The following is a 25,156-nucleotide window of genomic DNA, read 5'->3' as shown; positions in this document are numbered from 1 at the left end:
GACTATCTGGTGGACATGTTTACAATTATTCATAACCGAATCATATATTCTTCGTCAAAATAAATTGGGTCTGCATTTCATTCTATTTCAGATATATATTACTTCTTTGAAGACGAGGATTTTTCGTCTCTACGTGGACCCAGCGCTCAGTATATCCCGTTATATTTTGTCATGAACAGGTATCGAAGTACGTAACTATTCCTCGTGGAACTTTCCAGCTTGCGGAATAGACAACATGTATATCTTACCTCAATACAAACCGGAGCACAAAGGAGGACAATATGAATGCGCTTAAGATTATAAGCAATTTTACTAATGCATCTTTGAACGTTGGTAATGCCATTGGTAATTCCCCGGAAGATGAAGAACTTATTTTTAAAATACCATTCGGTGACCATGTCCGCGAGGTTGCCATGTCACCGGAAAAATTCGTGAACGATTACGAGAGTTGTTTCCTTGATTCCGATCGGGGGAGATACATCCTTGTTCAAATGAAAGCATTGTTTGAAGAACTCAAAACCAGATTCAAAGAAGGTCAACAGGAAAGCGTATGTAGTGAAATTATATCTGATTACGATAATTCTCCGGGCACAGAGATATATGGTCGCGAAATACTTGCGGCTCTCTATGAGGTCGGAGATTCGGAGTTCCGTGAAGCATACGAAGAAAATATTGACAGTCTTGTTGAGTTGGTCGGGAGACATCCCATCACATTCGACACATCTGATGCATTACGAATAGCGGTTTCACTCATGTACATGAGCCGTTCCCACTAATAAGTTATTACGAAAGGAGAACTACATATGGCACCTGTAAACAGGTTTTCTGATTTTCAATTCCGATTTGGAAAGCGTACCCGGACCATTGCGATGACTCCAGAAAAATACGTAAACGATGAAGAGAGTGAATTTCTCAAAACGGAACGAGGGCGATTCATCTTGACTCACATGAAAGCATTGTATGACGAAGTCGTCGACAGGCTTAAACAGGGGAGCCTCGAAGAGGTGTCTGAGCAGATGGTTTCTTCATACCGCAATTGGTCTGGATACGAGATGACAGGTTATGAAATCCTTAATGCCGTAAACGAAGTAGCGGATGAGGGGTATCGGGAAAAATACGATGCATGCCTTAAGGATTCCCCTCAGCCTTTGGAAAATATTGCATGGGAAACAAATCAGGAAGAGGTTATCCGTACTATCGTATCTATCGCAGCCATGTAGCTTGAACCGTAATATAGCAAAAAGAGAAGCCCACGCCTTACAAGGTGTGGGCTTCTGCTTTTTCAAAGGAGAAAAGCATGAGTGAAATCATCAAGGAACTGCGAGATTTGCAAACTATCGAACATGACGCAGGTGAAATCTTCAGCGGAAGGAAGTCCAAGCGTAAAGTGCATGGCTTTGAATCACCGTCTTCATTCACCCCTGACATTAATCCTGCATACCTGTTTCATGACTCCAGTCGTGACGCCGTGGTCTGGTTTATGGATTCGTCTGATCCGTTGTACGTCTTCGGGCCTGCCGGTTCGGGTAAAACAAGCCTTATCAAGCAGCTTGCGGCTAAGCTCAACTATCCTGTCTTTGACATTACTGGTCATGGACGGTTGGAATTCCCGGATATGGTCGGACATCTGACTGTAGAGGATTCCAATATGAGCTTCCAGTACGGACCGCTTGCGCTGGCGATGAAATTCGGCGGGCTTTTCCTGCTCAATGAGATCGATCTGCTTGATCCGGCAACCGCTGCGGGTTTGAACGGTATCCTGGATGGCGATCCGCTGTGCATCCCTGAGAATGGTAGCGAAGTCATTAAGCCGCATCCGTTGTTTCGATTTGCAGCCACGGCCAACACCAATGGCGGGACTGATGAGACCGGTCTCTACCAGGGGACGCTTCGTCAGAACTTGGCTTTCATGGATCGCTTTTGGCTCTGCGAGATCGGCTACCCGAGCCCGAAGGCGGAACGGGAGTTGTTGCATCGTAAGGCCGGAAATCTTCCCAAAGACGTGCGGACCAAGATGGTGGACTACGCCAACGAGGTCCGTAAGCTCTTTATGGGAGAAGCCGACGGCAATTATCGCGAGACCATCGAAGTCACGTTCTCGACTCGTACCCTGATCCGTTGGGCTGATCTGACTGTTCGCTTTCAACCATTGGCTAGACAAGGCATCCAACCTGTGACCTACGCGCTTGATCGTGCTCTTGGCTATCGTGCCAGTCCCGAAACCCGGACCGTTCTGCACGAACTGGCGCAACGTTTATTCCCACAAGAAACCAAGGAGTAATTATGGATACCCATACGGATATCACTGTGCTGGACAATTTGATGGCCCTGAACCTGGACGTAAACATCTGGACGGCTCGGAAGAAACTGACACCGGCTGACTTCGGTGGTGTTGATTTACCTCCAGAAGAGCTTGCTTCGCTTGGCAGTAAGAAGATTTGCAACCCACAGGAATTGCGTATCTTCGGTACACTCAAGGCTCGTGCCGTCAATTTGCTGGACAGAACTGGAGTCCGCTTCCTTGGTGGCTGGGCGATTCCTGAAGACAGTGCTGATGACATCGTGTCGGAACTGACCGCGATTCGTGATGACTTCTTGGCTGCAAAAGAACAGTTCCTCAATCGATATGACGAAGCAGTACGAGATTGGATCGTTCAGCATCCAGGTTGGGAAAATTTGATCGGCAGTTCTACAGTCAGTGCGGATTACGTGCGCAGTCGTATCGGCTTCAAATGGCAACTGTTTAAACTGCTGCCGCCTGTAGATAATGCCGTACACCAAGGGTTGCAGGACGAAGTAAATGGATTGGGTAGCACGCTGTTCGGTGAAGTGGCTAAGGCGGCAACGGATACCTGGCATCGATGCTTTGAAGGTAAGGATAAGGTGACACACAAAGCCTTGTCTCCCTTACGCTCCATCCACACCAAGCTGTCGGGGTTGAGTTTTGTCGAACCGCGAGTTGTGCCAATCATGGACCTCTTGGATGCGGCGTTCAATCGGATGCCTTCACGTGGATACATCCATGGAAGCGCATTGGTTATGCTTCAGGGCGTCGTTTCGATGCTTCGTGATCCTGCGACAATGGTAGCCCATGGTCAGAAGATTCTGAGCGGACAGGATACAACCGACATTCTGACTGGACTGGTTGCGGATACGATTCCTCCCTTACAAGAAGGGAAGGCTGCGGTTAAAGCCGATTATATCCCTGAGCCTGTGCAGCAGCATTTGATCGACAGCCATGGGTTGTGGTGATCAGCATGAAGAACCAACTTCTCATGAAATCACTGCCCATGGTGGCCTCCGTTCTTGGACGGAAATACGGTGTAAAAGTCATCATTGGTGGCAAGGGCGCGTATACGGATGGGAACACTATCCATCTGCCTGCACTCCCGCTGGATTGCGATGAAACACTCATCGGTTTGGCCAGAGGCTATATCGATCACGAAGCAGCCCATATCCGAGAAACTCGCTTCGATTGGTTGCGTCTTGCGAATCTGACACCGCTTGAGATGCATGTCTGGAACGCCTTCGAGGATTGGCGGGTTGAGCATAAGCTGGCCCGGTTGTTTCCAGGTTGTAGGCAAAACTTCAACTGGTTGATTCAGCATCTGTTCAGCAATGACGCTGAGCAAAATTCTGACCCAGCCATGGCAATCCTGAATTGGCTGTTGTTGTCGGTTCGTGCTTGGGACGTTTCTTCGCTGAATAGTCAACGAGATGAAGTCGGAAAACTTGTTGAGGCTCATTATCCAGGTTTGATTGATCAGCTGAATCATGTCCTTCACAAGGTTCATGCATATTGCGATTCGACCCAAGATTGCATTTTGTACGCAAGAGAGGTCGTTTCTATCCTTAAGGAACAAACGGCTGTTTTGCCCCCTGAAAATGGGGGGTCGAGATCGGAAAAGGCGGCTAAAAAGGGTGCCCCTGGTGGACACCCTTCAGACGCTGTTTTTACCGATTCAGGCCAACAACTGCAGAAGTTGATTGATGCAGATGAAACCGATTTGCCTACTGATCTCGGCAAAGTGTTGGCGGACAATCTACGCAAGGAGACGCCGAAGGATATTGGTGAAGTCCTGCGGGTTGCCCAACTCGGAACCAAGGCCACGAAACCAATCCCATCAGAAGACGCAGCCATAGCGAGGAAGGCATCGACTGCCTTACGGACGCAGCTTCAAGGCTTGCTGCAATCGTCCGTGCTGACGCGAAGTAAGGTTGGTCGTCATGGGCGCCTGGACTCAAGACAACTACACCGGTTGTCGGTAGCAGATGCTCGCGTTTTCAAAAGGGCCGGGCAACAGGTGGGCATCAATACTGCCGTCCACATCCTTCTGGATTGCTCAGGCTCAATGCGTAGGCGCATCAAGCTGACCACGCAGGTTTGCCATGCAGTTGCCACGGCTCTGAATGCTATCGACGGCATTAACGTTGGCGTGACTGCTTTTCCTGCAGGAACTTCGGTTGATGGTGGTAACGAAAACAATAACGGACCGACAGTCTGTTCTCTTTTAGGACATGGCGAGCGGGTACATTCTAACTTCGCTATAAGTGCTACAGGCTGTACACCTCTTGGTGAATCGCTTTGGTGGACTTTGCAGCAAGTTGTACCGCTTTCTGAGTCCAGAAAGATCGTCTTGATCTTGACCGACGGAGATCCAGATTCCTTCAACGTGGCTTTCAATGCTATTGAAGAAGGTAAACGTTTCGGTGTCGAGATTTACGGCTTGGGCATCATGTCTGAAGCCATCACCAAACTTCTTCCTAACCACAGCCGCACTATCAATGATTTGCCTGAACTGGCACCAGCCATGTTTGAAATGCTTCGTAGTGCGCTGCTCAAATAACTACAAATAATCCCGAGGGAAATATGAGTGAAGAGACTCTTGTGTGCCCGAATTGTGAAAGTTCGGCTCATGTCGTGTTAGCTAATACCGGCCAAAAAGTTGGAACAGCTGTCGGTGGAACCATCGGTGCAGCCGCTGGATACACAGGCGCATCCGCAGGAGCCGCTGCTGGTGCTGCAATTGGTTCCGTTGTTCCAGTCGTTGGAACAGTCGTAGGTGCCATTGGTGGAAGTCTGGTCGGAGCAATTACCGGATTTTTCACCGGAGCTGCTGTCGGCAATCAGGTTGGCGAACACGTCGATCGTCATGTCATTTGCGAGTGCCGCTGCAATCGGTGTGGTGCTGTTTTTGAAATCTAAAATAGGAGAAATCTATGCGAGACTTTTGGACATTCATTGGTGGAGTAGCCGTTGGCATCCTTGCTGTAACTGGCGTTTACGCTCTGGATGAGGATGGAAGACCTCGTTCTGTGGAATATGATGAGGACGAGGTGGATGAACTGGAGGATGAAATCGAAGAAGAAGGGGATGACGATGGAAGGTTGATCGTGCGTTAACTTATAAAAAAGAACCGTAGCTAGAGTTATCGGTTCTTTTTTTTGTATCGAAAAAAACATCAAAAGTATCGAGATTGTCTATTTGCTAACGGTGAGTGCTGATTGAAAAAGTTGTACAGGAGTTGTACAAAATGAACAAAAGCAAAAATCCTCTCAGCTAATATGCTGAAAGGATAATTATTTTTTGGTGGAGACGAGGAGATTTGAACTCCCGACTTCTACCTTGCGAAGGTAGCACTCTCCCAGCTGAGTTACGTCCCCGTTGGGGATGGATTGTTACTCCTTTTCGAAAGGCGAAACAACCCTTTTATGCGGGTGGGTTACAAATTCAGGGCTGTGAGTATGGTGTCGACTCGATTACGATAGGTATGGTCGTGCAGGATGCATTCGCGCCATGCTTGGCGGAGGTTGCGTTTGGTCTCTGTTTCTTCGCGGTAGCGAAGGAATAGATCGCGTATTTCGTTCGGGTGAGTATAGGTTACTTGTTCGACCAGTTCTTTCGGGAAGATTTGTAGGCCGGGGTTGGTGTCCGAGATCAGGAAGCCGCCTGCGCACCAGACGTCGAAATGGCGCTGAGTCAGGCCCGCCGGGAGTTGCATGCCGGTGACGTTGAGTGTGACTGGAGCTGTGCGATAGATGGCGGGGAGGTGTGCGTAGTAGTCGACTACCGGGCGTACGTCCGCGTTCTCAAGGATTTTCCACCCATCATCGCCGAAGATGGTGATGTCTCCGGCAGCGTGCAGGCAGTCGCTTTTCCATCTTGAGCTGGTTAGTTCTGTCCCTGCACCGATTTGACGAACCTGATTGCCGGGCCAGAGCTGTACGTCTTTCATCTGTTCGCGCCACCACAAATAGTCGAAACGGTGTGCTTCGTCGGCTTCGTGAATCGTGGTGAGGAGGGCGGGATTTACGCTGATTCCTGCAAAAAATTTTTCTTTGTCCGGGAATGCTGAGCGGCCAACGAAGACAAGGGCGTCCTCAATGCCATGAGCATGGTCGGGGAGTTGGCCGGTGTTTTCGAAAAAGTGTGGGCTGGCGGCGAGAGGCAGGTGTGTCACCCAACGAGCGCCAGTTTCGATGAGCGGACCGATAAAACTGTGATCCGTGACGAATAACTTGATGTTTTTCCAATAATCAGATTTGACGGTAGGAAGTACGTTAAATGGATTATCTACCATCCAGACCGCGACCTGAACGCCTGCTTCATGGAGAATGTGGCTGCAGAGGCCGAAATGATCGATTCCTTTGAAGTTTATGGAAAAGAAAAGATTAGGCGTCCCATCTTCAAGCAGTTCTGGCAGTACAGCTCCGGGGTGTTTTCCCAAGGCTTCATGATCAATGAATTTGACGGTGTATCCGGCTTCTTCGAAAGCAATGCCTAATTCTTTGCCGAGCAGATCGTCCTCTGTGATTGGAAGCCAAACAATTTTTGACGGGGCGGGGAATGATGATTTGCACAGGAGTAACCGCGCCGTAAGTGGCCCATAGAAGGACGGAAATGCTCTTTGGACGGGCAGGTATCGGATTACATGCGAGTTTGCTGCGATCTCGGCGGTAAATACATCGGCGGCGATACGGGTAAAATTGTCAGGTATGGCTCCATTCCAGTTGTTGTCGGTCTGGTCTACGAAGTCCTGACATTCCACAAAATACAGCGTGTCTGTGTCTGATAAACCAAACCATTTTGGAATCTTGTCCGGTTCAGGGCCAAGCCCAAGAAAAACAATCGGACAATCTTCAGGACCGTCATTGACGTACCATTCAAATTGTTCTTTGGACGTGGGCATGGACTTTTTCATGCCGATTTCATCGATTATGGTCTGATAACGGGGTCGAGGCACAGGGTTCACTTGGCTTTTTCGGCGTATTCGGCTAGGAATCGCTCCACGCCGGACTTAAGGAGCGTTGCCATGAAACAATATCAGGATAAGTACTTCAAACGAGCCAAAAAGGAAAATTACGCCGCCCGCTCGGTCTACAAGCTTAAAGAGATGGATAAACGGTTCCATATCTTTAAGCCGGGACAGACCGTGCTCGATCTTGGTGCAGCCCCTGGTTCCTGGACACAGTTTGCCGGGGAAAAAGTGGGTAAGCAGGGTCGTGTGCTCAGCGTGGACCTTCAGTCCACCAAACATTCCTTTGCGGATAATATCACTTTTTTACAGGCCGATGTTTTTTCGGATTCGCCGGAACTGTTGGAAGCCATAGAGCCGCTTGCGCCGTTCGATGTCATTATCAGTGACATGGCGCCAAAGACAACCGGAATCAAGTTCGCGGATCAGGCAAATTCTTTGGAATTGTGCCAACGCGCTTTTGAGGTTGCGAGAAAATACCTCAAGAAAGGCGGCAACTTCGCGGTCAAGATTTTTGAAGGTGGCGAGATAAATGATTATCGGAATGAAATCAGGCCGCATTTTGGCAAGATAAAGAATTTCAAACCTCATAGTTCTCGCGCTGAAAGTAAGGAAATATTTATTGTCGCGCTTGGCTTTCGGGGAATAGAAGAGTAAGCTATTCGGTCTGCAATAGAAAAAGAATTTGTTGAGAATATTCAGGAGGAAACATGGCCGGACACAGTAAATGGGCAAATATTCAGCATCGCAAAGGTCGTCAGGACGCTAAGCGCGCGAAATTTTTCACCAAAGCAGCCAAAGATATCATCCTGGCTGCCAAGGCCGGTGGCGGTAATCCAGAGGATAACTCCACTTTGCGTTTGGCCATTCAGAAGGCCAAGGAAGTGAATCTGCCCAAAGATAAGATTGAGAACGCCATCAAGAAAGGTACCGGCGAACTGGCCGGTGGCGATATCATGGAGATCCTGTACGAAGGGTATGGCCCCGGTGGCGTTGCCATGATGGTTGAAGTGGCTACTGACAATAAGAATCGTATCGTGGCTGAAATTCGCCACGCCTTCACCAAGCACGGCGGCAACATGGCTGAGGCCGGTGCCGTATCGTACATGTTCAACAAGAAGGGCGTCATTGTTTTTGACAAGGAAAAATACACTGAAGATGATTTGATGGAAGTCGGTCTGGAAGCCGGTGCCGAAGATATCATCGATGATGGTGATACTTTCACTGTGCAGACGGAACCCGGTGATTTTATGGCCGTTCAGCAGGCTTTTGTGGACGCAAGCATGGAATACCAGTCCGCCGAAGTGGATCAGGTCCCGGAAAATCTCGTGCCAGTGGATGTTTCCAACGGCAAGAAAGTTATGACCTTGTTTGAAGCTTTGGAAGACAACGATGATACTCAGAAAGTTTACCTCAATGCTGACTTCCCGGACGAATTGTTCGACGAAGAGTAAGTATGAGCGATAAAGGTTTGATCGTCCTTGGCTTGGACCCCGGAACACGGGTTACAGGTTACGGTATCGTCCGGGAAATATCCGGGCAGGTCGAACTGGTGGAGACCGGCACTATTCGTACACCGGTCAAAAAAGATATGGCCGTTCGGCTGGGTGTGATTTTTGACAGGCTTCAAGAGCTTATCGAAAAGTTTGCACCGGCAGAGGCCGCCATCGAAAATGTGTTTGTATCCAAGAACCCCTCGTCCGCCCTGAAACTGGGGCAGGCGAGGGGTGCTTGCATGGCAGCCTGCGCCACAAACGGCATTCCGATGGGGGAATATGAACCTACCAAGGTCAAGAAGAATCTTGTGGGAGTGGGTAATGCTCCCAAGTCGCAGGTCGCTTTTATGGTCGCGAATACGCTTGGCGAGAAAAAACCTGATTGGCCCGAAGATGCGTCCGACGCCCTCGCTATTGCCATATGTCATTTGAACGAACGGCGTATGCGTAAGCTGATTGGTCTGTAGTCGGTTGGATTTTTATTACAAGAAAGGCTCACCTCGAATGGGGTGAGCCTTTCTTGTGAAGTGTAAGCGGCTTATTTCTTTTTATCCTTTCCTTTGGACTTATTGCTTTTTCCCTTGCTTTTGTCTTTGCCCTGAGTTTGATTTTGGGATGCTTCGTCCAGTTCCTCGTCATTTTGGTTGTTCGTGTCAGTCTCATAAGTTGTGGTTTCGTTTTCATCCATATCGTCATCGGAATCAGCGTATGTCGAGTTGCCAGAATTTTTCCCTTTCCCTTTTCCTTTGTTTTTCGTTTTCCCCTTCCCTTTGCCGCTGGTCGAGGGATGAACGTTCGTTTCTTTGGCTATGCGCCCCCAGCCCATGCCGGAATCACGCATGGCTTGAATGTCGGCAGGGGATTTCCCGCTTTCTCTGGCGAAGGCGTCCACTCGGGCTTCATCGAGTTTCCCTTGGGCTTTCGTGAATTTTTTTTCAGCATTTTCAACGTTTGTCTGAGCTTGTTGCTGTTCGGCAACAGTGCCTTCTTTGCGCATAGCATCAAGGATTTCCTTTGCCTTGCGAACTTCATCCGAGGCCTCTGTTGTTTCTTGAACAACGGCTTCGCCAACCAAGCCTATAAGCTCCTCTTGAGTGAAGATCGGTTCACCTTGGGCCAGAGCCGTATTTATTGGTATGGCAAGCATGGTGAACATGCAGGCGATAATGATTCTGTGTTTCATGGCGTTCCCTCATGGTTTTAAATAATTCTTCATAACATACTATGACAAGGCATGCGGTCTTTTTCCATGATAATTGGGAGAACCGGGCATTATTCAGCCGTGTATTCTCTTTGAATTGCGTGCGTGAATGCGCTACATACCTGCAACGGAGGATTTTCATGATCGGATATTTGCAGGGAACAGTGTTGTCCGCCAACGAAAAGGGACTGGTCGTTTTGACACCCGGAGGTGTTGGGTATGAAGTGGCCGCGCCTACGTCGGTCATTGCCAAATTGCCTGGGAAGGGGGGAGACATAGAAATCTTCATCCACACTCAGGTAGCAGAGAAAGCCATTGATCTGTTTGGGTTTCTGACCGCCGACGATTTGGATCTGTTCCGCACACTTATTTCCATCGACAAGCTGGGGCCGAAAAAAGCCATGGCCATTTTGTCCATGTTTGACGCTGACCATCTGCGCGAGATTGCTTTCCGGGAAGATGTGACTATGCTGTCCACAGTGCCGGGTATAGGTCCGAAATCTGCCAAGCAGATTTTGTGGAATCTCAAGGATAAGGTCGCCAAGCTCAAGCCTACTACCGGCGCGACCATCTCTTCCACACCGCAAGGACCGCAGGGCGAATACCTTGATACGCTTGCCGGACTGAAAGGGCTGGGATACGCTGAAGATGAAGTTCGTCCTATGATCATTGATGTTTTTGACGAAGAACCCGACCTCGACGCTGCCGGTGGTATCCGTGCAGTGCTTAAGAAAATCAACGCGGCACGCTCATGAGCAAGTGTACACTCCCAGAGGAAAACGTTCGGCCCAGAAGCCTTGGTGAATTTATCGGGCAGCAGGACTTGCGTAGTAATCTCGACGTCTTCATCAAGGCGGCTCGAGAGCGAGAACGCTCCTTGGATCATACCCTTTTTTACGGCAATCCCGGGTTGGGCAAGACGACACTGGCACGTATCATGGCGAGTGAATTGGGCGTGAATATGGTGTCTACCTCCGGTCCCGTTATTGAGCGGTCCGGTGATTTGGCGGCTATTCTGACCAATTTGGAGCGTGGGGATATTTTGTTTATCGATGAAATTCATCGTATGCCCGCCACGGTTGAGGAAGTGCTGTATCCGGCCATGGAGGATTTTCAGATTGATCTGGTTATCGGCTCCGGTCCCGGTGCTCGCACGGTCAAGCTTGATCTTGAGCCTTTTACTTTGGTTGGTGCGACCACGCGACTCGGTTTGCTTACTTCTCCCTTACGAGACCGTTTCGGCTGCATTTTCCGTATAGAATTTTATAGTCCCGAAGAACTGGGACGGATCGTTGAACGGTCTGCGACTATTATTGACGTGAAAGTAGATCCTGAAGGAGCCTTGGCTATCGGGCGCCGAGCTCGTGGCACTCCGCGTATCGCCAACAGATTGCTTCGGCGGGTCCGTGATTATGCCTTGGTACATGGCGATGGCATTGTTACCAAAGAGCAAGCCGAATCTTCTTTGGAACGACTGGATGTTGATCAGTATGGATTGGACAACATGGATCGTAAGATTCTTTCGCTTATGGTGGAGAATTTCAACGGCGGTCCGGTTGGTCTCAAAACTATTGCCGCAGCTTGCGCCGAGGAAGTACGTACCATCGAGGATATTTATGAGCCGTATCTCATTCAGTGCGGTTTTTTGAAGCGTACCCCACGTGGTCGCGTGGCTACGGCAAAGGCATACCAACATCTCAAGATGCGTATGGAAGATGATCAATTGCCACTCCTTTAGAGTGTTATAAATAATACTGGTTCCCAATAAAGAGCTTGAAACGACTGCTTTTTCTGCTACCATGTACACAACTAGCAATACCATGGAGGTATCAATCATGGATAAGTGGGAATGCCCTTGTGGCTATGTGTATGATCCGGCTGAAGGTGACGCTGAGAACAATATTGCCATTGGCACAAAGTTCGAAGATTTGCCTGATGATTGGACTTGCCCCGAATGTGGCGCTGAAAAGGAATACTTCGAAAAACTGTAAAACCGAATAAAGCCTCTTGCAATCAGACGCCAATAGCGTATGGTTAAATCAGTCAAAGGAGTGTTTTCAGGTAACGCCCTACAAACCTTGTGATTCTTTGAATCGGAAAGTGTTTCCAGGCAACCTTCAATCAAACTTTATCCTTTGGTAGAGGCCCGTATTTCGGCAACCTCCCTACGAACGCATCGAGCAGAAGCCCCCGATTTATCGGGGGCTTTACTTTTGGGAAAAGACAGGAAAAAAAATTAGTTCGGTTGGGGGGTGGAGAGAGGAGGGGCGAGTCGTTTCAAAATGATCGAGCAAAGTAATCCTGTAATCAACCAGACAATTATTCCAGTTAAACCGACTGAGCCGCCGAGAAGCGGATGAACGTCGGGGAAGAGCAATAGCCAGACGCCATAGCCTTGAGCATTGACTGCTCCGTGGATGAATCCAGCCAGAATTGACGAGTCGTAATGCAGGGTCATTTCATTGAGGAATAGTCCGAACGCGAAGCAGAGGATGCACATCATGACTATGCCGCCCACAGGGTAGCCGGGGTAATTGAATCCGGCCAGAATTAGCGGGGCATGCCATATCCCCCAGAGGATGCCGAGCAGCGAGTATGCCAAGGGTTTACCCAGAGGTATGAGGCGCGGTAACATAAAGCCACGCCAGCCGATTTCTTCGCCTAATCCGAAAATGAGATTGATGAATGGTCCTAGAACAATAGACATGGGAAGCATGACTTGCAGGACGCTTTCCAGATTTGTTTCGCCTGTTTCGACGCCGGGAATTTGCGGATTGAAATCACCGAATCCGAGTCCCCAAGAGAGCAGATATATTCCAGCGAAAAGCGTGGGAACGAGAAGGATAGTCAAAAAATACGCACCCAGTGATGTCCCCAGACGCAGACCTAGGAAGTCGCGTAGATCTGCAAAATTTTTCTTTTCGACAAATGCAGTGACCAGCAGAGCTGATGCGCCCGGGATCCACATGACTGCCATGAGCCAGAGCGCTGGACTGGACATGCCTGTCAGGCTGTCGAAGCGCATGCCGTTTGAGATAAGAAAGAATTCCACAGCCCAAGTGGCTCCGAAAGTGAGTGCTATGAACAACAAAAGAGGTTTGATTTGCAGTGACTCTCTCTGGTTATTCATAGGATTTTACCATGTTAAAATAGTGCTTTCGGCATTGGTTTTCAATGTCGAGTAGTCTTTCAAAGGCTTTGTTAAAATCATTTAAACCGGCTGTGAACAGTCCGTGTCCATGGACAATTGCCGAGCCTGATGAAGCTATGGCAGGTGGCAGTGTGTTGCAGAGTCCTGTGGGACCAGTTCCAACTTCACCGGGAACGATTGGGATACCTTCTACAGTACGACACTCAGTACATTTTATGTGACATTTCCCTCGGTTTGGACAGTCTTGTTTGTCACAATACATGGACATAATGACGGAAAATTTAGGGTGGCCGTGGAGGATGCAGCGGTAATTAGAACGACGGTATACGTCTTCGTGTGCCGAGAGTTCCGAAGAAGCTGTCAGGCCAGTGGTTGCACTTCCATCCATAGGACATGGGTCGATGCAGCCTTCAAGTTCTTCTAGAGAACTCCCCGTCTGTGAAATGTAGACGGTGCCATTAAGCTTGTAGGATATGTTGCCGAAAAAGGAGTCGACCAATCCATACCCGACCACATGACGTCCGCTTTCAGCCATGGCCGCGAGAACCGTATCCTCATCGGTAAAAGGACCGGATACTTGCTGAGGTAATGTAGTGTGTGGTTGTGGCAGATTCTTTACAACACGCTGAAATATTTCGCGGTATTCATCGTCGAGAGTCTTGTTGCGTAACTTGTTCAGGTAGTCTGAAAAAAAGAGTACGAAACAGGCGAATATGGTGGACGAGTAGAAAACAAATCCTTGTTCAGGGCTGACCGTGCCGCAGGAGATAATGCCTTCGCCGGGAATAATGACAGCCTTGCGTTTCTTGAGATTGACTTCCATGGCCGAAGCCGTAAATTCTCGACAAATCGGGATGTCGTGTAGAAATGTGCGAGTCTCGGTGTCTTCAGGACGGATGGCCGATTTAGTGCGCCCGGCCAGGAAATCGAGGATGGTTGCATACGGTTCTGCTGGTTTTGAAAAGACCAGCGAATTGATGGACAATACGTCGAACAGCTTGGTGAATTCTTCAATACGCGGATCAGGTCTATTCCACACTAACTCGGCATCAAGGCCGCCTATGATGGGATCATTGGGTGCGGCCAGACCTTGGGTCACCAGCTTTGTGGCGTATTTATCGCACAGGCGTTTCATTGATCCAGTCCAAGTCGTTTTGTGATTTCAGGGGTGGGGTTGCCGTTCTCATCCAACTTTCGAACTCGATAGTAATTGGCCCGTGCCGCGAGAAATTCTGTGCGGTCAAGAGGGGGGATATCTACGCCACCACCGGAAGTGCCCGGCTCAGTAAAAAAACGGGCTGGGAGGTCATCGTCACTGGCCGAGAATCCATTGGCAGCGTTCATAATCCTTTCATTGTAATAGATGCGCTCTCCGGTTTCCAACAGGTCCTGCCCTGATATCTGTACGCCAGTAACAGCTATGAAAGCCTTGGTGTATTCTTCCAGACTGGCCGCGAGAAAGGTAAATCTACATGCTGTCAGAGAATCCACGATCGCATTGATGTCTTCAGCTATTTTGATAATGCGAGCTTTGCCGCTGAATGAAAATCGGTCGGTGGCAACGGGTTTACGCAAGACCTCGTGGCTGAGGGGATAAGCCCGTAGATGACATCCTCCTCGTGTGCTAGTGGCATAGGCTAGGGCCATACCGTAGGCTCCGCGTGGGTCATAAGCTGGGAGGTCCATTCCTTTGACGGACATGGATGTTTCCGATCGACCGCACGTATTGGCAAAGAAAAAAGAACCGTGTCCGAGGTCGTCGCCTTGAGCCATTTTATGCAGAGCATTCATTAACGATTTTTGGGTGTACTCCTGCCCGGTGATTTCGCGATGGCAGGCAAGGGTCGAACCGACGGAAATGGGGTCCATACCGAGTTGATTGCACACGTCGTTGGCATCGAGAACCAAGTCTATATTGTGGTTGCCGATAAGGGCAGTAAAGTGGGCCATGGCTTCATATTCAGGTATGGGTCGTCCATCCTGTGCGATTTTTTTACACAAGATGTGACAACCGCTGCAGCCGTGCTTTTGGGAGACGAACTTTTTTTTGTACGCGGCGGCATTGAGCTGGTGGGCATTGGGAAAGCGCGTTTTTTGAAAATTGTCAGTGGGCATCATGCTTCGGGAGTCCATGAGGTCGAAGAGAGAACCAGTGCCCCAGCAAGAAAATCCATGTTGTCCCATGAGGACCGGGGATGCCGCAGTGAGCCGGAAGATGTCTTCTCGTGTTTCCTTGAGGGCGTCCATATCGTGCACATGGGTTTCCCCAGTGCCTTTTACCATGAGATATTTGAGGTTTTTTTCAGCCCATATAAGGCCGAGTCCGCCTCTGCCAGCTGAGTGGTGCCTGTCAACCATGATGGAAGCGAGACGAGAGCCATTCTCAGCTGCCGGACCAATACAGGCCACGGAAGCTCCTGTCAGTATGGATGATTCAAGGTGTGTGAAGACTTCATTTGATGTCGCACCATGGAGATTTGATGGTGTAATTTGGACTTCGCTATCCAGAATTTCGATGCCACAAGGCGTGTCGCTTTTTCCGGTGATAATCAGTCCGTCGTATCCGGCGTATTTAAGCTGAGTGGCGAGCCTGCCACCGACCGAGGTGTCACATATGGCTCCTGTTAAAGGGGAGCGGGACATGATGGTGCCACGCCCGGAGGTGGGGGCAAGCGTGCCGGTCAAGGGGCCGGTAAATATGAGGATCGGTAGGGTTGGGTCGGCCCATTCCCGTGTTGCATGCGGCGAGAGGTAGTGTCCAGCCAGTCCTCTCCCGCCAATGTATTTGCGGTATATCGCGGGGTCCGGGTGATCAAGGGTGACCTCTTTGGTGGTCAGATCAATAAGCAGGACTGTGCCTGTCCAGCCGAAGCATTCTTTCATGATTTGAAGATTCCATGAACCGCCTGAAAAGGCAACCGGTTGAGCGCCTTGACCCCACAGGTTAAATGGGTATTCTTGATCGCCGGAGGATACATGGCCGAAAAAAAAATAGATAAAGCTCGTCGTAACTTTTTGTTTGGAGCGGTTCGTCGTTTCAAGAACGAGGACCCGGATCAGCTTGTGGCATCCACCGCAGAGTGTGTGGAGTCGATCAAGGAGGCCAACGGTCTCTACGTGGACGGAGAGTTTGAGGCAGCGCGTGATAAATATAAGGAATGCCTCAAGTCAGATCAGAATGATGCTGACGTGCGCTACCGGCTGGGAGTCTGTCAGTACAAGATTGGTAAATATCGCCAAGCCAAAGTGGAGTTTGAGCGTGCTTTACGTATCGACCGTTCATATCAAGATGCGTTTTTATATCTGGGATTAACGTTGGTTAGGCTCGGGAAACCGGAAAAGGCTCCGGGGCTTTGGACACAATATTTCAACATCAAGGCCGTGGTGGTTCAACGTGAGTTAAACTTGCAACTTGGTTTGTTGGAAACGGGTGTTACTGATCCACCCGAAGTCATTGCCGAGGCCGTGGAAGCGGCGATCAAGGATGCTGGCGACGCTGTTGGCTGATATGAAGCTATTTGATTAAAAAAAATAAAGCCCCAATCCTGTTGCAGGACGGGGCTTTTGATTGGTCTTTGATATTGGGCTATAATTAACAGTGCCCTTTGATTTTATCGTCGCTCGCTTGTTGGGCTATCTTGGTCATCTGGGCGCGGATGTAGTTGGCTGCGACATCTCCGAGATCTTCGTTGCCGGATGCGGTCAGGCCATGTTCTGTTAGATCCTTATCGATCTGTTTTTCCATACGCTCGGATTCCAAAAACATGATGTAAGCGAGTATCAGCGCGGCATTGTTGTTTTCACAACCGTCACAGAGCAACTCAATGTTTTTGGCATCTACGGTTTCCAAAAGCCGGTCAATGAACATGATGATCCATTTTTCATAGAGATCGTGCATGATAGGTGGAATGAGGCTGGCTACTTTTTCGGAAGCGTTGCCAGACGTTCCAGTCACGGCCATGAATTCGTTCAGCGCTTCAAGACGTTTGTTTTCGTCCTGTTCTTCCACCTTATTGATGATGATGGCAAAAATATGTTCTCGTATCTGCTTGGGCGTCATGCTCATTTCGGAAAATCTCCACTGTTCTTCAATCTTTTCGGTAAATCGGAATGTATCGTAATGTCCTTCGACGGGCAAGGGGCTAGGAGAAATCCATTTTCTTTCACGTCAAATCGGCGTATGCAAATTCCCCATAATAGAAATAAAGTTCCCTAAGGATACTCTCCATGGAATCTCTCATTACCACACTTGCACCATTTCTCAAGGTCCTGTTCGCTTTTGTTATCATGCTGGCTGGTATGCGGTTTAAAGTCGGTCTCGGTCTGTCCATTCTTATGGGTGGGGCTGTTATGGGGTTCATGTTTGGACTCGCGCCTGTCCCACTTGCCAAAGCGAGCGTCATGGCCCTGACTCAGGAAAAGTTCCATTTTCTCATAGCTATTGTCGGGCTGATTCTTATTCTTTCCGATGCAATGGAACGGTCTGGACAGTCCAAACGACTCATGAGCGCATTGTCTGGATTCCTGACAAGTCCAAGATTGCGGCTTATCTTTTTTCCAGCCCTTATCGGGTTGCTGCCTATGCCTGGCGGGGCTGTCTTTTCCGCTCCCATGGTTAAAACAGTGTCTGAAGACATGCGAATCAGCAATTCTGATCGAGCCGTGGTCAATTATTGGTTTCGACATGTGTGGGAATTGGTCTGGCCGTTATATCCCGGTATTATCCTGACACTTGGGTTGGCTGATATCCAGATATTGGATCTTATTTCCTACACTTGGCCAGGAACCCCTATCATGCTGCTTGCAGGGTGGTGGTTCTTCCTGCGGCCTGGAGTCCTTAATGCGAGTGAACTGGTTGTAGAAAATTTGCCCACTAAACGGAGCAAGAAGGCGGCTTTCAAGGAGGGGTTACCGCTCTTGACCGCCATTGGTGGTGCTATTGGGCTTGAGAGTATTATTGCTACATTTTTTCCCGCTATTCCTTTTGAGTTGGGTGTGGTTGTGGCTTTGGCTTCCGCTGTGCTGTGTGTGTTGTTGCAGAATACACAGTTGGGACTCCCGTTTTTCCGAGAAGTGCTGACCAAGAAGAGTCTTTGGTCTATGGTTTTTGTTATTGTCGCGATTTTTATTTTCAAGGACATTATGCAGGCTGCTGGTGTGGTCAGTGAAATGGCCCGTGTGGCCGGTGGTGAGGCTGCACTGTTTGCGTCTGCTGTGTTTTTACCATTTCTTGTGGGGTTAGTCGCAGGCATCAATGTGGCTTTTGTTGGTGCAACTTTTCCGCTTCTGCTTGGTGTGCTTGAGTCTCTTGGTATGCAAGATCAGACCATTCGATATATTGTACTGGGGACTTTTTCCGGGTTTACCGGAGTCATGATTTCGCCAATTCATATCTGTTTTATACTGACTTGTGAATATTTCCAGTGTGATTTGGCTCGTACATGGAGAAAGCTCGTATGGCCATGTTTTATCTTTTTTGCTTCGGGTGTGGCTCTGTTCGCAGTGCTGAAATAAGTAGATTACAGACCGAGGCTTGCTGAATAGACTTTTTTTTTGTAAACAGCATCTCTTCAAAGTGGATTATCTCAACCATGTACGAGGGGGACAATGAATGAGCCAGTACGGTGAAATCTTTACTGACGACCTGTTGCTGACAATTTTTCCCGAAGAACGGGCGGATGCGTTTTTCGAGGCACTGTTTGGGGATGCGCAAGAGGGGAGTTACGATATTGCGCTTGCGTATGTTGGGGATGGTGACTCCTGTCTCAATTTCGAGATGAGACTTCTTCAGCGTCCTGGTAAGTGTCTGGCGTGTAACCTGACTTATGGCTTGCCTGAAGTTTTTGCCCGGCACCCTATTATTAATGTGCAGGGTGTTGCGGATGCCGTAGCCAATGCTGTCGGTAAAAAAACTGCTGTTTGGAAGTTTGGTGCAACGCGAGAACTTTCGCGGGAACTGCATGTCATCCCGTTGAATATCCGGCCTGAATAAGCTGTTGGAGTGTACGTAAAAACGGCTCGGGGAAATATTCCCTGAGCCTTTTTTTGTTTATTAGATGGAGTCTACGAGAAGGGGAGTGCCCTTTTCCGGAGCCAATCTGAGCGAAAGTGCATCCTTGGAACACACCTGCACACAGACGCCGCATCCCATGCATTTGTCTTCGCGAATAAAGGCGGACTCCTTATTGAAGCCAATAGCTTTGAATTGGCATTTCTCGGCGCACAGACCGCATCGGACGCAATTGTCTGCGTTGACTTCAGCTAGATAACCGGATGAACAGAGCATGTTCAGGCCGTGACTCTGGGCCTTCATGGCCCCGCAGCAACATGAACAACAGTTGCAGATGGCGTAGAATCTACCGAGCATGACATCTTTGAAAAAGGCGTGAGAGACATGGCCGCGAGCCTGTTCCGCTTTAATGATTCGGACGGCTTCATCCGCCGTGATTTGGCGGGTCTTGTCCGGATGGTGTTCCAGCATGAAAGTGGCAAACGGGTCACCGATGAGGATGCAGACGTCGATGGGCGTGCATGGGTTTTTCATGCCGGATCGACAGGGGCAATCCAACAGAACAATTTTTTCCGGATTGTTGAGTACTATGTCTCGGGCGCGGGTATACGGGAGCACTTGCTCTGAAACTTCGGTGTTCACTGCACGGTTTATCTTGACCATTTTGACGGCTTCATCCAGCGGCAAAGGTTTACCGTGATAGGAGTCACCCCATGTCGCTTTTTGCTGGTTAGAGTCGCCAGTCCGATTTTTATCGTTTGATAAAAGGGGCGTGTGCTTGTTGATGATAAGGATCAGTGGCGCCCAGAGATACCGCCACCATGGCTCTTTGTCTCCGGCTAGACCGATGTAATTGTAACACCAGCGTCCATAGACATATCCGTGAATGAAATCGAACAGGGATACCCCCTGCTTTCGACAGCTTTGGTAGTAATCAATGGTCGACTGCTTGACGAAGGGTATTTTCATGGCAAATTTGGATTGTTGAATGTGCAACGAGTAGTCTATTAATTTTACCGACCTGCCAAACAAAGTCAACATGGTGGGGCGCGACTTTTCAGTATTTTTTTGCTAGAGATCGTTCAGATTAGCATATTAACGGGAGCATTATGAACGATGAACAGATGGAATTAGCCCGTGAGCGCAACAGGCTTGCCAAGAATAGAACCCGACTTGCCAACAAACGCACCTTTCTCGCGTGGTGTCGGACATCACTTGCCTTCATGACTTTTGGTTTCCTGCTGGAGAAAGTTGATGTTTTCCTCGCGTCTGGGCATAGCGCCGTGGCCGAGGCTGTGCTTTCCGACTTGGGAGTGCTCGGCAAACTCGCTTTTATTGGCGGTCCATTATTGATGCTATTCGCCGGATGGCGGTATTATCAATTGGAAAAGGAAATCGGATTTTCCGGGGGAGGACTGTATGTTTTCCCGGAAGTTGTGCTGTTCGGTTTTATTCTTTGTGGCGCTCTCCTGTATGTCTTTTGGTAAATAACGTCGCATGTTTCGAATTATATTCATCGGGGTCATAGCGGCCTTTTTTTTCAGCTCTACTTTTGTATTTAATCGGGCCATGTCTCTTGAGGGTGGTCATTGGGTTTGGTCTGCAAGTCTGCGTTATTTTTGGATGCTGGCGATTCTTGGTGTTTGGCTTGTAATTATGGGTAAGGCTCGACTCGGGCTTGATGCGATCAAAATTTTTTTTCGGCATTGGATATTTTGGACTGTGGCCGGCTCTGTCGGTTTCGGTGTTTTTTATGCGCTCATTACCTTTAGTTCCGTCTTTGCTCCGGGCTGGGTCGTGGCCGCCACGTGGCAGACTACTATTCTCGCAACCCCATTGGTCCTGTTGGCCTTTGGTCGCAAGGTGCCACTCAAAGCATTGGCTCTGACGGTAATTATATTCATAGGTGTGATTCTAGTGAATCTGGAACAGGCCTCAGCCACTGGTTTGCGTGAGGTACTGTGGGGCGCATTGCCTGTGCTGGTAGCGGCCTTTGCCTATCCATTTGGCAACCAGTTGGTCTGGGAAGCACGCAAGGGCGAGAAATCATTCGTGCCGTCCATTGATCATCCGGTCATGGATGATCCGTTTTGCCGTGTGCTTTTGTTGACCCTCGGGTCTTTACCGCTCTGGGTGATACTTATCGCGGTTACCACGCCACCGCCTCCGTCCGCTGGGCAGGTTATGCAGACAGCCATTGTCGCAGCGTGTTCCGGTGTTATCGCCACTTCACTTTTCCTTTACGCACGACATCATGCCCGTAGTACCGCGGAACTCGCTGCCGCTGATTGCACTCAGTCAATGGAGGTTGTATTTTCTCTGGCAGGAGAAGCGATACTTTTGGGGCACGTCATGCCCGGTATCTTGGGGTGGGGTGGAATAGCTTTGACCATGGTTGGGCTGATGCTCTACGTGACTTTTCAAAGCAGGCAATAGCTAATCCTATTTTCCCATAAAAAAAGTGGTTTTTTGTCGAATATATATGGAGGCACATGCATGTTTCATTGTGTTGTCATATGTATGAATCGTCATTGTGGTGATGAAGAGGGACAGTGCGCAATAAAAAAGGGAAGCCCGTTTGGACTTCCCTTTGATGTGTGTATTGTTTGATGCGAGTTACTGTTCTTTAGGCTTTTTCTTTTTGCCTTCTTCGCGGTGGCGAACCAGAGCGGACAATTCCAACTTCCTGAGTCGGATAGAGATGGGAGTGACCTCGACCTGTTCGTCGTCCTTGATAAAGTTCAGGGCGTATTCCAGGGTCATGGGCTTGACCGGGGTGAGGATAACCGCTTCATCTTTACCGGATGCGCGCATGTTGGTGAGCTTCTTTTCCTTGCTCGCGTTGACATTGATGTCATTGTCGCGATTGTGCTCGCCGATGATCATTCCTTCGTAGATGGGGTCGCCGGGAACGATGAAGATGCGGCCACGCGGTTCCAGGTTGAACAGACCGTAGGCAACGCCTTTGCCTGCACGGTCAGCTACCAGAGAGCCAGTGTAGCGGGAGCTGAACTCGCCGCGATGTTCGCCGTATCCTTCAAGATAGGAATTCATCATGCCGGTACCCTTGGTATCGGTCAGGAATTCGTCGCGGTAGCCGATGAGAGCGCGGGAAGGCACGGAGAATTCGAGGCGGACGCGGCCAGTGCCGTTGTTGACCATGTTGGTCATGCGGCCTTTGCGTGTCTGAATTTTCTCGGTGACGATACCCATGAAATCTTCGTCGCAGTCCACGAACAGGTGTTCGATGGGCTCCATCTTCTTGCCGTTTTCTTCCTTGATGATGACCTCAGGACGGCCTACAGACAGCTCAAAACCTTCACGGCGCATCTGTTCGACCAGAATGGCCATTTGGAATTCACCGCGTCCCTTGACCAGATATGCGTCGCGGTTTTCGGAGTCTTCTACCTGAATGGCTACATTGAGCAAGGTTTCCTTGTGAAGGCGTTCCTTGATCTTGTTGGTCTGAACGTGCTTGCCTTCCTTGCCTGCCAGCGGAGAAGTGTTGATGCCGAACCGCATGGATACGGTAGGTTCATCAACAGTGATGCGAGGCAGTGCCTTGGGAGATTCTTTGGTGCAGATGGTATCACCGATATGAACGTCTTCAATACCCGCGACAACAACAATGTCACCGGGAGAGCAGACTTCGGTGGGGACAACTTTCAGTCCATCATAGGTCTGCAGTTTGGTGACCTTGAGCGGAAGAACCTTGTCGTTGTCGGCCAGGCAGATGAGTTGGTCGTTGGACTGGGCTATACCATGATGGATCTTGCCGATGGCAAGGCGACCCAGATAGTCGGAATAGGAAAGGTCGGAGACGAGCATCTGGAAAGGCTCATCCGGGTTGTGGGACGGGCCAGGGACCTTGTCCACGATCATGTCCAGCAGGATGTGCAGGTTTTCTCCGCGTTCTTCTGCGGTCTTCATGGCGATGCCGTCACGGCCAATGGCATAAAGCAGCGGGAAGTCCAGTTGGTCTTCGTTGGCATCCAGATCGATGAACAGGTCATAAATTTCGTCAAGTACTTCGTCGGGGCGGGCGTCCTGGCGGTCAACCTTGTTGATAACAACCATGAGGGAAAGACCCTGTTCCAGTGCTTTCTTCAAGACGAAGCGGGTCTGGGGCAGCGGGCCTTCGGATGCGTCAACCAACAGGATGGCGCCGTCGGCCATGGACAGGGAACGTTCAACCTCGCCACCAAAGTCGGCATGGCCGGGGGTGTCGATGATATTGATCTTCGTTTCCTTCCAGCAAACCGAGCAGTTCTTGGCGGCGATGGTGATGCCGCGCTCGCGTTCCAGGTCCATGGAATCCATGATTCGTTCATCCACGTTCTGGCCTTCGCGGAAGAGGCCCGACTGTTTGAACATGGCATCCACCAAGGTGGTTTTGCCGTGGTCAACGTGGGCTATGATGGCGATATTGCGAAGCTCGGTGTTCTGTACTGTGTTGCTCATTGTCTCTCCAATAATATGTAATGGGCGCTTGAAGCGCAGGCTGGGGGTACCCGAATTGGATGGCTCTGGCAAGGATATATTGCCTCTGTTGCCGAAATGGCATTCAAATCTCCGGAATAATCATATAGGTTCGGGGTTGCCGTAACACCCTGACCATGGAGCGAACCATGAGCAAAGAATACAGAATCGAACACGACAGCCTGGGCGAGATAGAAGTTTCGAAGGATGCATATTATGGTGTGCAGACCCAGCGAGCTCTTGATAATTTTCATATTTCCGGAATTGCCATGTCTCATTATCCGAGGCTTATCAACGCTTTAGCCTATGTTAAATTAGCGGCTTCGGATGCCAATGCTTCTCTTGGGTTACTGGATGAGCAGAAGAGTCGGGCCATCTCCCGCGCTTGCGAGGAGATCCTATCTGGGAAGTTGCACGAACAGTTTGTGGTGGATGTCATGCAGGGCGGAGCCGGTACCTCAGCCAACATGAACGCCAATGAGATTATCTGCAATCGAGCCTTGGAGCTTATGGGATATGAAAAGGGGGATTATGACCATTTGCACCCTTTGAACGATGTGAATATGTCTCAGTCCACGAACGACGTATATCCATCAGCTTTGAATATTGCTCTGATCCTGGAAGTCCGTGAGTTGATGGACGCCATGCGTCATTTGAAGAAGGCTTTTGCAGCTAAGGGCAAAGAGTTTTCGGATGTGATTAAGATGGGGCGGACCCAGTTACAGGACGCAGTACCCATGACGCTTGGACAGGAATTTTCCGCTTGGGCTGTCATGGTTGGTGAAGATGTGCAACGGCTGGATGAGGCCCAGCATCTTGTGCATGAGATTAATATGGGAGCCACGGCCATTGGCACAGGGCTTAATGCTCATCCTGATTATACTCGGACAGTGACGGAAAAGCTTGTCGAATCAACAACGTTACAGCTTGTTTCCTCGCCTGATCTTGTCGAGGCCACTCAGGATACCGGAGCGTATGTCCAGCTTTCCGGCGTTCTTAAACGCGTGGCAGTCAAATTGTCAAAAATTTGTAACGATTTACGCTTGCTTTCCAGTGGACCACGGTGCGGTTTTAACGAAATCAACCTGCCACCAATGCAGCCGGGATCGTCCATCATGCCGGGCAAGGTAAATCCGGTGATTCCTGAAGTTGTCAATCAGGTAGCTTTTGCTGTTGTCGGTAATGATGTTACAATTTCAATGGCTTCCGAAGCCGGTCAGCTTGAATTGAATGTTATGGAACCGGTTATTGGGTATTCTTTGTTTCAGTCCATGAACATGTTGCAACGCGCCAGCCGGACTTTGGCAGACAAGTGCGTATCCGGTATTACGGCTAATCGTGAACGGTGCCTCGAACTCGTGGAGAATTCCATTGGTCTGGTTACAGCCCTTAATCCGTTTATTGGATATGAAAAATCTGCCGAGATAGCTAAAGAAGCCATGAAGACTGGAAGATCTGTTTATGAGATCGTGTTGGAGAAAGGCTATCTGAGTCAGGAGGAAATTGATGATATCCTGAAGCCGGAGAACATGGTCAAGCCACGGTATATCAAACGGTCGTAAA

27 protein-coding genes and 1 tRNA gene are annotated in these 25,156 nt (G+C 49.4%); 19 read left to right on the top strand and 9 right to left on the bottom strand.

The genetic code is table 11. The features are described 5' to 3' along the window. The first annotated feature begins 281 nt into the window (after nucleotides 1-281). The 7 genes from SYK_RS06110 (at nucleotide 282) to SYK_RS06080 (ending at nucleotide 5,403) form a co-directional block, all read left to right on the top strand. Entirely contained in the window at nucleotides 282-776 is a 495-nt protein-coding gene (locus tag SYK_RS06110) for an outer membrane protein assembly factor BamD (RefSeq protein WP_281762705.1), read from the top strand. A 27-nt stretch (nucleotides 777-803) separates the two neighbouring features. Continuing rightward, nucleotides 804-1,220 (top strand): hypothetical protein, encoded by a 417-nt coding sequence (locus tag SYK_RS06105; protein WP_281762704.1) that lies wholly within the window; start codon nucleotides 804-806, stop codon nucleotides 1,218-1,220. A 77-nt stretch (nucleotides 1,221-1,297) separates the two neighbouring features. After that, entirely contained in the window at nucleotides 1,298-2,281 is a 984-nt protein-coding gene (locus tag SYK_RS06100) for an AAA family ATPase (protein WP_281762703.1), read from the top strand. Between the two features lie 2 nt (nucleotides 2,282-2,283). Continuing rightward, entirely contained in the window at nucleotides 2,284-3,252 is a 969-nt protein-coding gene (locus SYK_RS06095; RefSeq protein ID WP_281762702.1) for a DUF3150 domain-containing protein, read from the top strand. A gap of 5 nt (nucleotides 3,253-3,257) precedes the next feature. Continuing rightward, a complete protein-coding gene (locus SYK_RS06090; RefSeq protein WP_281762701.1) occupies nucleotides 3,258-4,847 on the top strand; it encodes a hypothetical protein in 1,590 nt (529 codons plus the stop codon). Nucleotides 4,848-4,870: 23 nt separating this feature from the next. Then, the gene (locus SYK_RS06085; RefSeq protein WP_281762700.1) at nucleotides 4,871-5,206 is read left to right on the top strand and encodes a hypothetical protein; all 336 of its coding nucleotides are present in this window, start codon (nucleotides 4,871-4,873) and stop codon (nucleotides 5,204-5,206) included. Nucleotides 5,207-5,220: 14 nt separating this feature from the next. Beyond that, nucleotides 5,221-5,403 (top strand): hypothetical protein, encoded by a 183-nt coding sequence (locus SYK_RS06080; protein ID WP_281762699.1) that lies wholly within the window; start codon nucleotides 5,221-5,223, stop codon nucleotides 5,401-5,403. Nucleotides 5,404-5,588: 185 nt separating this feature from the next. Here the strand turns inward: SYK_RS06080 and SYK_RS06075 are convergent. Both SYK_RS06075 and SYK_RS06070 read right to left on the bottom strand, forming a co-directional pair. Beyond that, nucleotides 5,589-5,664, bottom strand: a tRNA-Ala gene (locus tag SYK_RS06075). A gap of 59 nt (nucleotides 5,665-5,723) precedes the next feature. Next, a complete protein-coding gene (locus SYK_RS06070) occupies nucleotides 5,724-7,244 on the bottom strand; it encodes a glycosyltransferase family protein (protein ID WP_281762698.1) in 1,521 nt (506 codons plus the stop codon). A gap of 69 nt (nucleotides 7,245-7,313) precedes the next feature. Between SYK_RS06070 and SYK_RS06065 the strand changes: the two genes are divergently transcribed. The 3 genes from SYK_RS06065 to ruvC are packed head-to-tail and all read left to right on the top strand — an operon-like array spanning nucleotide 7,314 to nucleotide 9,219. Continuing rightward, a complete protein-coding gene (locus tag SYK_RS06065) occupies nucleotides 7,314-7,913 on the top strand; it encodes an RlmE family RNA methyltransferase (protein ID WP_281762697.1) in 600 nt (199 codons plus the stop codon). A gap of 53 nt (nucleotides 7,914-7,966) precedes the next feature. Beyond that, on the top strand, nucleotides 7,967-8,710 hold the full coding sequence (locus SYK_RS06060) for a YebC/PmpR family DNA-binding transcriptional regulator (RefSeq protein ID WP_281762696.1): 744 nt from the start codon (nucleotides 7,967-7,969) through the stop codon (nucleotides 8,708-8,710). Nucleotides 8,711-8,712: 2 nt separating this feature from the next. Beyond that, a complete protein-coding gene (gene ruvC / locus SYK_RS06055; protein WP_281762695.1) occupies nucleotides 8,713-9,219 on the top strand; it encodes a crossover junction endodeoxyribonuclease RuvC in 507 nt (168 codons plus the stop codon). Between the two features lie 71 nt (nucleotides 9,220-9,290). Here the strand turns inward: ruvC and SYK_RS06050 are convergent, their stop codons facing one another. Continuing rightward, entirely contained in the window at nucleotides 9,291-9,935 is a 645-nt protein-coding gene (locus SYK_RS06050) for a hypothetical protein (protein ID WP_281762694.1), read from the bottom strand. A 158-nt stretch (nucleotides 9,936-10,093) separates the two neighbouring features. Between SYK_RS06050 and ruvA the strand changes: the two genes are divergently transcribed. The 3 genes from ruvA (at nucleotide 10,094) to SYK_RS06035 (ending at nucleotide 11,944) form a co-directional block, all read left to right on the top strand. After that, nucleotides 10,094-10,708: a Holliday junction branch migration protein RuvA gene (gene ruvA, locus SYK_RS06045; protein ID WP_281762693.1), complete on the top strand. Its 615-nt coding sequence runs from the start codon at nucleotides 10,094-10,096 to the stop codon at nucleotides 10,706-10,708. Continuing rightward, a complete protein-coding gene (gene ruvB / locus SYK_RS06040; protein ID WP_281762692.1) occupies nucleotides 10,705-11,691 on the top strand; it encodes a Holliday junction branch migration DNA helicase RuvB in 987 nt (328 codons plus the stop codon). Before ruvA ends, ruvB begins: the two co-directional genes overlap by 4 nt. Before the next feature lie 97 nt (nucleotides 11,692-11,788). Further along, on the top strand, nucleotides 11,789-11,944 hold the full coding sequence (locus SYK_RS06035) for a rubredoxin (RefSeq protein WP_163810376.1): 156 nt from the start codon (nucleotides 11,789-11,791) through the stop codon (nucleotides 11,942-11,944). A gap of 245 nt (nucleotides 11,945-12,189) precedes the next feature. Here SYK_RS06035 and SYK_RS06030 read toward each other — a convergent pair whose 3' ends face one another. Genes SYK_RS06030 through SYK_RS06020 form a run of 3 tightly spaced genes read right to left on the bottom strand, consistent with a single transcriptional unit; the run spans nucleotide 12,190 to nucleotide 15,987 of the window. Continuing rightward, nucleotides 12,190-13,083 (bottom strand): CPBP family intramembrane glutamic endopeptidase, encoded by an 894-nt coding sequence (locus SYK_RS06030; protein ID WP_281762691.1) that lies wholly within the window; start codon nucleotides 13,081-13,083, stop codon nucleotides 12,190-12,192. Next, nucleotides 13,076-14,239, bottom strand: coding sequence for a class II aldolase/adducin family protein (locus tag SYK_RS06025; protein ID WP_281762690.1), 1,164 nt, complete (start codon nucleotides 14,237-14,239; stop codon nucleotides 13,076-13,078). The genes SYK_RS06030 and SYK_RS06025 overlap by 8 nt, the downstream gene beginning before the upstream one ends. After that, a complete protein-coding gene (locus tag SYK_RS06020) occupies nucleotides 14,236-15,987 on the bottom strand; it encodes an aldehyde ferredoxin oxidoreductase family protein (protein WP_281762689.1) in 1,752 nt (583 codons plus the stop codon). Before SYK_RS06020 ends, SYK_RS06025 begins: the two co-directional genes overlap by 4 nt. Before the next feature lie 93 nt (nucleotides 15,988-16,080). On the opposite strand from SYK_RS06020, the gene SYK_RS06015 reads away from it, so the two are divergent. Further along, nucleotides 16,081-16,611, top strand: a complete 531-nt coding sequence (locus SYK_RS06015; RefSeq protein ID WP_281762688.1) for a tetratricopeptide repeat protein — start codon at nucleotides 16,081-16,083, stop codon at nucleotides 16,609-16,611. 85 nt (nucleotides 16,612-16,696) lie between these two features. Here SYK_RS06015 and SYK_RS06010 read toward each other — a convergent pair whose 3' ends face one another. Then, the gene (locus SYK_RS06010) at nucleotides 16,697-17,242 is read right to left on the bottom strand and encodes a hypothetical protein (protein WP_281762687.1); all 546 of its coding nucleotides are present in this window, start codon (nucleotides 17,240-17,242) and stop codon (nucleotides 16,697-16,699) included. An 89-nt stretch (nucleotides 17,243-17,331) separates the two neighbouring features. On the opposite strand from SYK_RS06010, the gene SYK_RS06005 reads away from it, so the two are divergent. Both SYK_RS06005 and SYK_RS06000 read left to right on the top strand, forming a co-directional pair. Beyond that, nucleotides 17,332-18,618: a DUF401 family protein gene (locus SYK_RS06005; RefSeq protein ID WP_281762686.1), complete on the top strand. Its 1,287-nt coding sequence runs from the start codon at nucleotides 17,332-17,334 to the stop codon at nucleotides 18,616-18,618. A gap of 97 nt (nucleotides 18,619-18,715) precedes the next feature. Next, the gene (locus SYK_RS06000) at nucleotides 18,716-19,096 is read left to right on the top strand and encodes a pancreas/duodenum homeobox protein 1 (protein ID WP_281762685.1); all 381 of its coding nucleotides are present in this window, start codon (nucleotides 18,716-18,718) and stop codon (nucleotides 19,094-19,096) included. A 60-nt stretch (nucleotides 19,097-19,156) separates the two neighbouring features. Here the strand turns inward: SYK_RS06000 and SYK_RS05995 are convergent, their stop codons facing one another. Beyond that, nucleotides 19,157-20,083: a 4Fe-4S binding protein gene (locus tag SYK_RS05995; protein WP_281762684.1), complete on the bottom strand. Its 927-nt coding sequence runs from the start codon at nucleotides 20,081-20,083 to the stop codon at nucleotides 19,157-19,159. A gap of 140 nt (nucleotides 20,084-20,223) precedes the next feature. Here SYK_RS05995 and SYK_RS05990 point away from each other — a divergent pair, with 140 nt between their 5' ends. Beyond that, entirely contained in the window at nucleotides 20,224-20,601 is a 378-nt protein-coding gene (locus SYK_RS05990; protein WP_281762683.1) for a YidH family protein, read from the top strand. A gap of 10 nt (nucleotides 20,602-20,611) precedes the next feature. Then, on the top strand, nucleotides 20,612-21,550 hold the full coding sequence (locus SYK_RS05985; RefSeq protein WP_281762682.1) for a DMT family transporter: 939 nt from the start codon (nucleotides 20,612-20,614) through the stop codon (nucleotides 21,548-21,550). Nucleotides 21,551-21,730: 180 nt separating this feature from the next. Here SYK_RS05985 and typA read toward each other — a convergent pair whose 3' ends face one another. Beyond that, nucleotides 21,731-23,575: a translational GTPase TypA gene (gene typA / locus SYK_RS05980; RefSeq protein WP_281762681.1), complete on the bottom strand. Its 1,845-nt coding sequence runs from the start codon at nucleotides 23,573-23,575 to the stop codon at nucleotides 21,731-21,733. Between the two features lie 167 nt (nucleotides 23,576-23,742). Here typA and aspA point away from each other — a divergent pair, with 167 nt between their 5' ends. Then, on the top strand, nucleotides 23,743-25,155 hold the full coding sequence (gene aspA / locus SYK_RS05975; protein ID WP_281762680.1) for an aspartate ammonia-lyase: 1,413 nt from the start codon (nucleotides 23,743-23,745) through the stop codon (nucleotides 25,153-25,155). The last annotated feature ends 1 nt before the right edge of the window (nucleotide 25,156 follow it).

Origin of the sequence: Pseudodesulfovibrio nedwellii, assembly GCF_027923765.1 — a bacterium.
Classification (GTDB): domain Bacteria; phylum Desulfobacterota; class Desulfovibrionia; order Desulfovibrionales; family Desulfovibrionaceae; genus Pseudodesulfovibrio; species Pseudodesulfovibrio nedwellii.
This window is presented reverse-complemented; position numbering and strand designations above follow the sequence as displayed.

Coding starts and splice junctions, on each gene's coding strand:
- ruvB (WP_281762692.1), top strand. CDS start 10,705: ATGAGCAAGTGTACACTCCCAGAGGAAAACGTTCGGCCCAGAAGCCTT.
- SYK_RS06005 (WP_281762686.1), top strand. CDS start 17,332: ATGGAATCTCTCATTACCACACTTGCACCATTTCTCAAGGTCCTGTTC.
- SYK_RS06030 (WP_281762691.1), bottom strand. CDS start 13,083: ATGAATAACCAGAGAGAGTCACTGCAAATCAAACCTCTTTTGTTGTTC.
- SYK_RS06095 (WP_281762702.1), top strand. CDS start 2,284: ATGGATACCCATACGGATATCACTGTGCTGGACAATTTGATGGCCCTG.
- SYK_RS06025 (WP_281762690.1), bottom strand. CDS start 14,239: ATGAAACGCCTGTGCGATAAATACGCCACAAAGCTGGTGACCCAAGGT.
- SYK_RS06105 (WP_281762704.1), top strand. CDS start 804: ATGGCACCTGTAAACAGGTTTTCTGATTTTCAATTCCGATTTGGAAAG.
- ruvA (WP_281762693.1), top strand. CDS start 10,094: ATGATCGGATATTTGCAGGGAACAGTGTTGTCCGCCAACGAAAAGGGA.
- typA (WP_281762681.1), bottom strand. CDS start 23,575: ATGAGCAACACAGTACAGAACACCGAGCTTCGCAATATCGCCATCATA.
- SYK_RS05995 (WP_281762684.1), bottom strand. CDS start 20,083: ATGAAAATACCCTTCGTCAAGCAGTCGACCATTGATTACTACCAAAGC.
- SYK_RS06080 (WP_281762699.1), top strand. CDS start 5,221: ATGCGAGACTTTTGGACATTCATTGGTGGAGTAGCCGTTGGCATCCTT.
- SYK_RS06065 (WP_281762697.1), top strand. CDS start 7,314: ATGAAACAATATCAGGATAAGTACTTCAAACGAGCCAAAAAGGAAAAT.
- aspA (WP_281762680.1), top strand. CDS start 23,743: ATGAGCAAAGAATACAGAATCGAACACGACAGCCTGGGCGAGATAGAA.
- ruvC (WP_281762695.1), top strand. CDS start 8,713: ATGAGCGATAAAGGTTTGATCGTCCTTGGCTTGGACCCCGGAACACGG.
- SYK_RS05990 (WP_281762683.1), top strand. CDS start 20,224: ATGAACGATGAACAGATGGAATTAGCCCGTGAGCGCAACAGGCTTGCC.
- SYK_RS06000 (WP_281762685.1), top strand. CDS start 18,716: ATGAGCCAGTACGGTGAAATCTTTACTGACGACCTGTTGCTGACAATT.
- SYK_RS06085 (WP_281762700.1), top strand. CDS start 4,871: ATGAGTGAAGAGACTCTTGTGTGCCCGAATTGTGAAAGTTCGGCTCAT.
- SYK_RS06035 (WP_163810376.1), top strand. CDS start 11,789: ATGGATAAGTGGGAATGCCCTTGTGGCTATGTGTATGATCCGGCTGAA.
- SYK_RS06020 (WP_281762689.1), bottom strand. CDS start 15,987: ATGAAAGAATGCTTCGGCTGGACAGGCACAGTCCTGCTTATTGATCTG.
- SYK_RS06015 (WP_281762688.1), top strand. CDS start 16,081: ATGGCCGAAAAAAAAATAGATAAAGCTCGTCGTAACTTTTTGTTTGGA.
- SYK_RS06050 (WP_281762694.1), bottom strand. CDS start 9,935: ATGAAACACAGAATCATTATCGCCTGCATGTTCACCATGCTTGCCATA.
- SYK_RS06060 (WP_281762696.1), top strand. CDS start 7,967: ATGGCCGGACACAGTAAATGGGCAAATATTCAGCATCGCAAAGGTCGT.
- SYK_RS05985 (WP_281762682.1), top strand. CDS start 20,612: ATGTTTCGAATTATATTCATCGGGGTCATAGCGGCCTTTTTTTTCAGC.
- SYK_RS06100 (WP_281762703.1), top strand. CDS start 1,298: ATGAGTGAAATCATCAAGGAACTGCGAGATTTGCAAACTATCGAACAT.
- SYK_RS06110 (WP_281762705.1), top strand. CDS start 282: ATGAATGCGCTTAAGATTATAAGCAATTTTACTAATGCATCTTTGAAC.
- SYK_RS06090 (WP_281762701.1), top strand. CDS start 3,258: ATGAAGAACCAACTTCTCATGAAATCACTGCCCATGGTGGCCTCCGTT.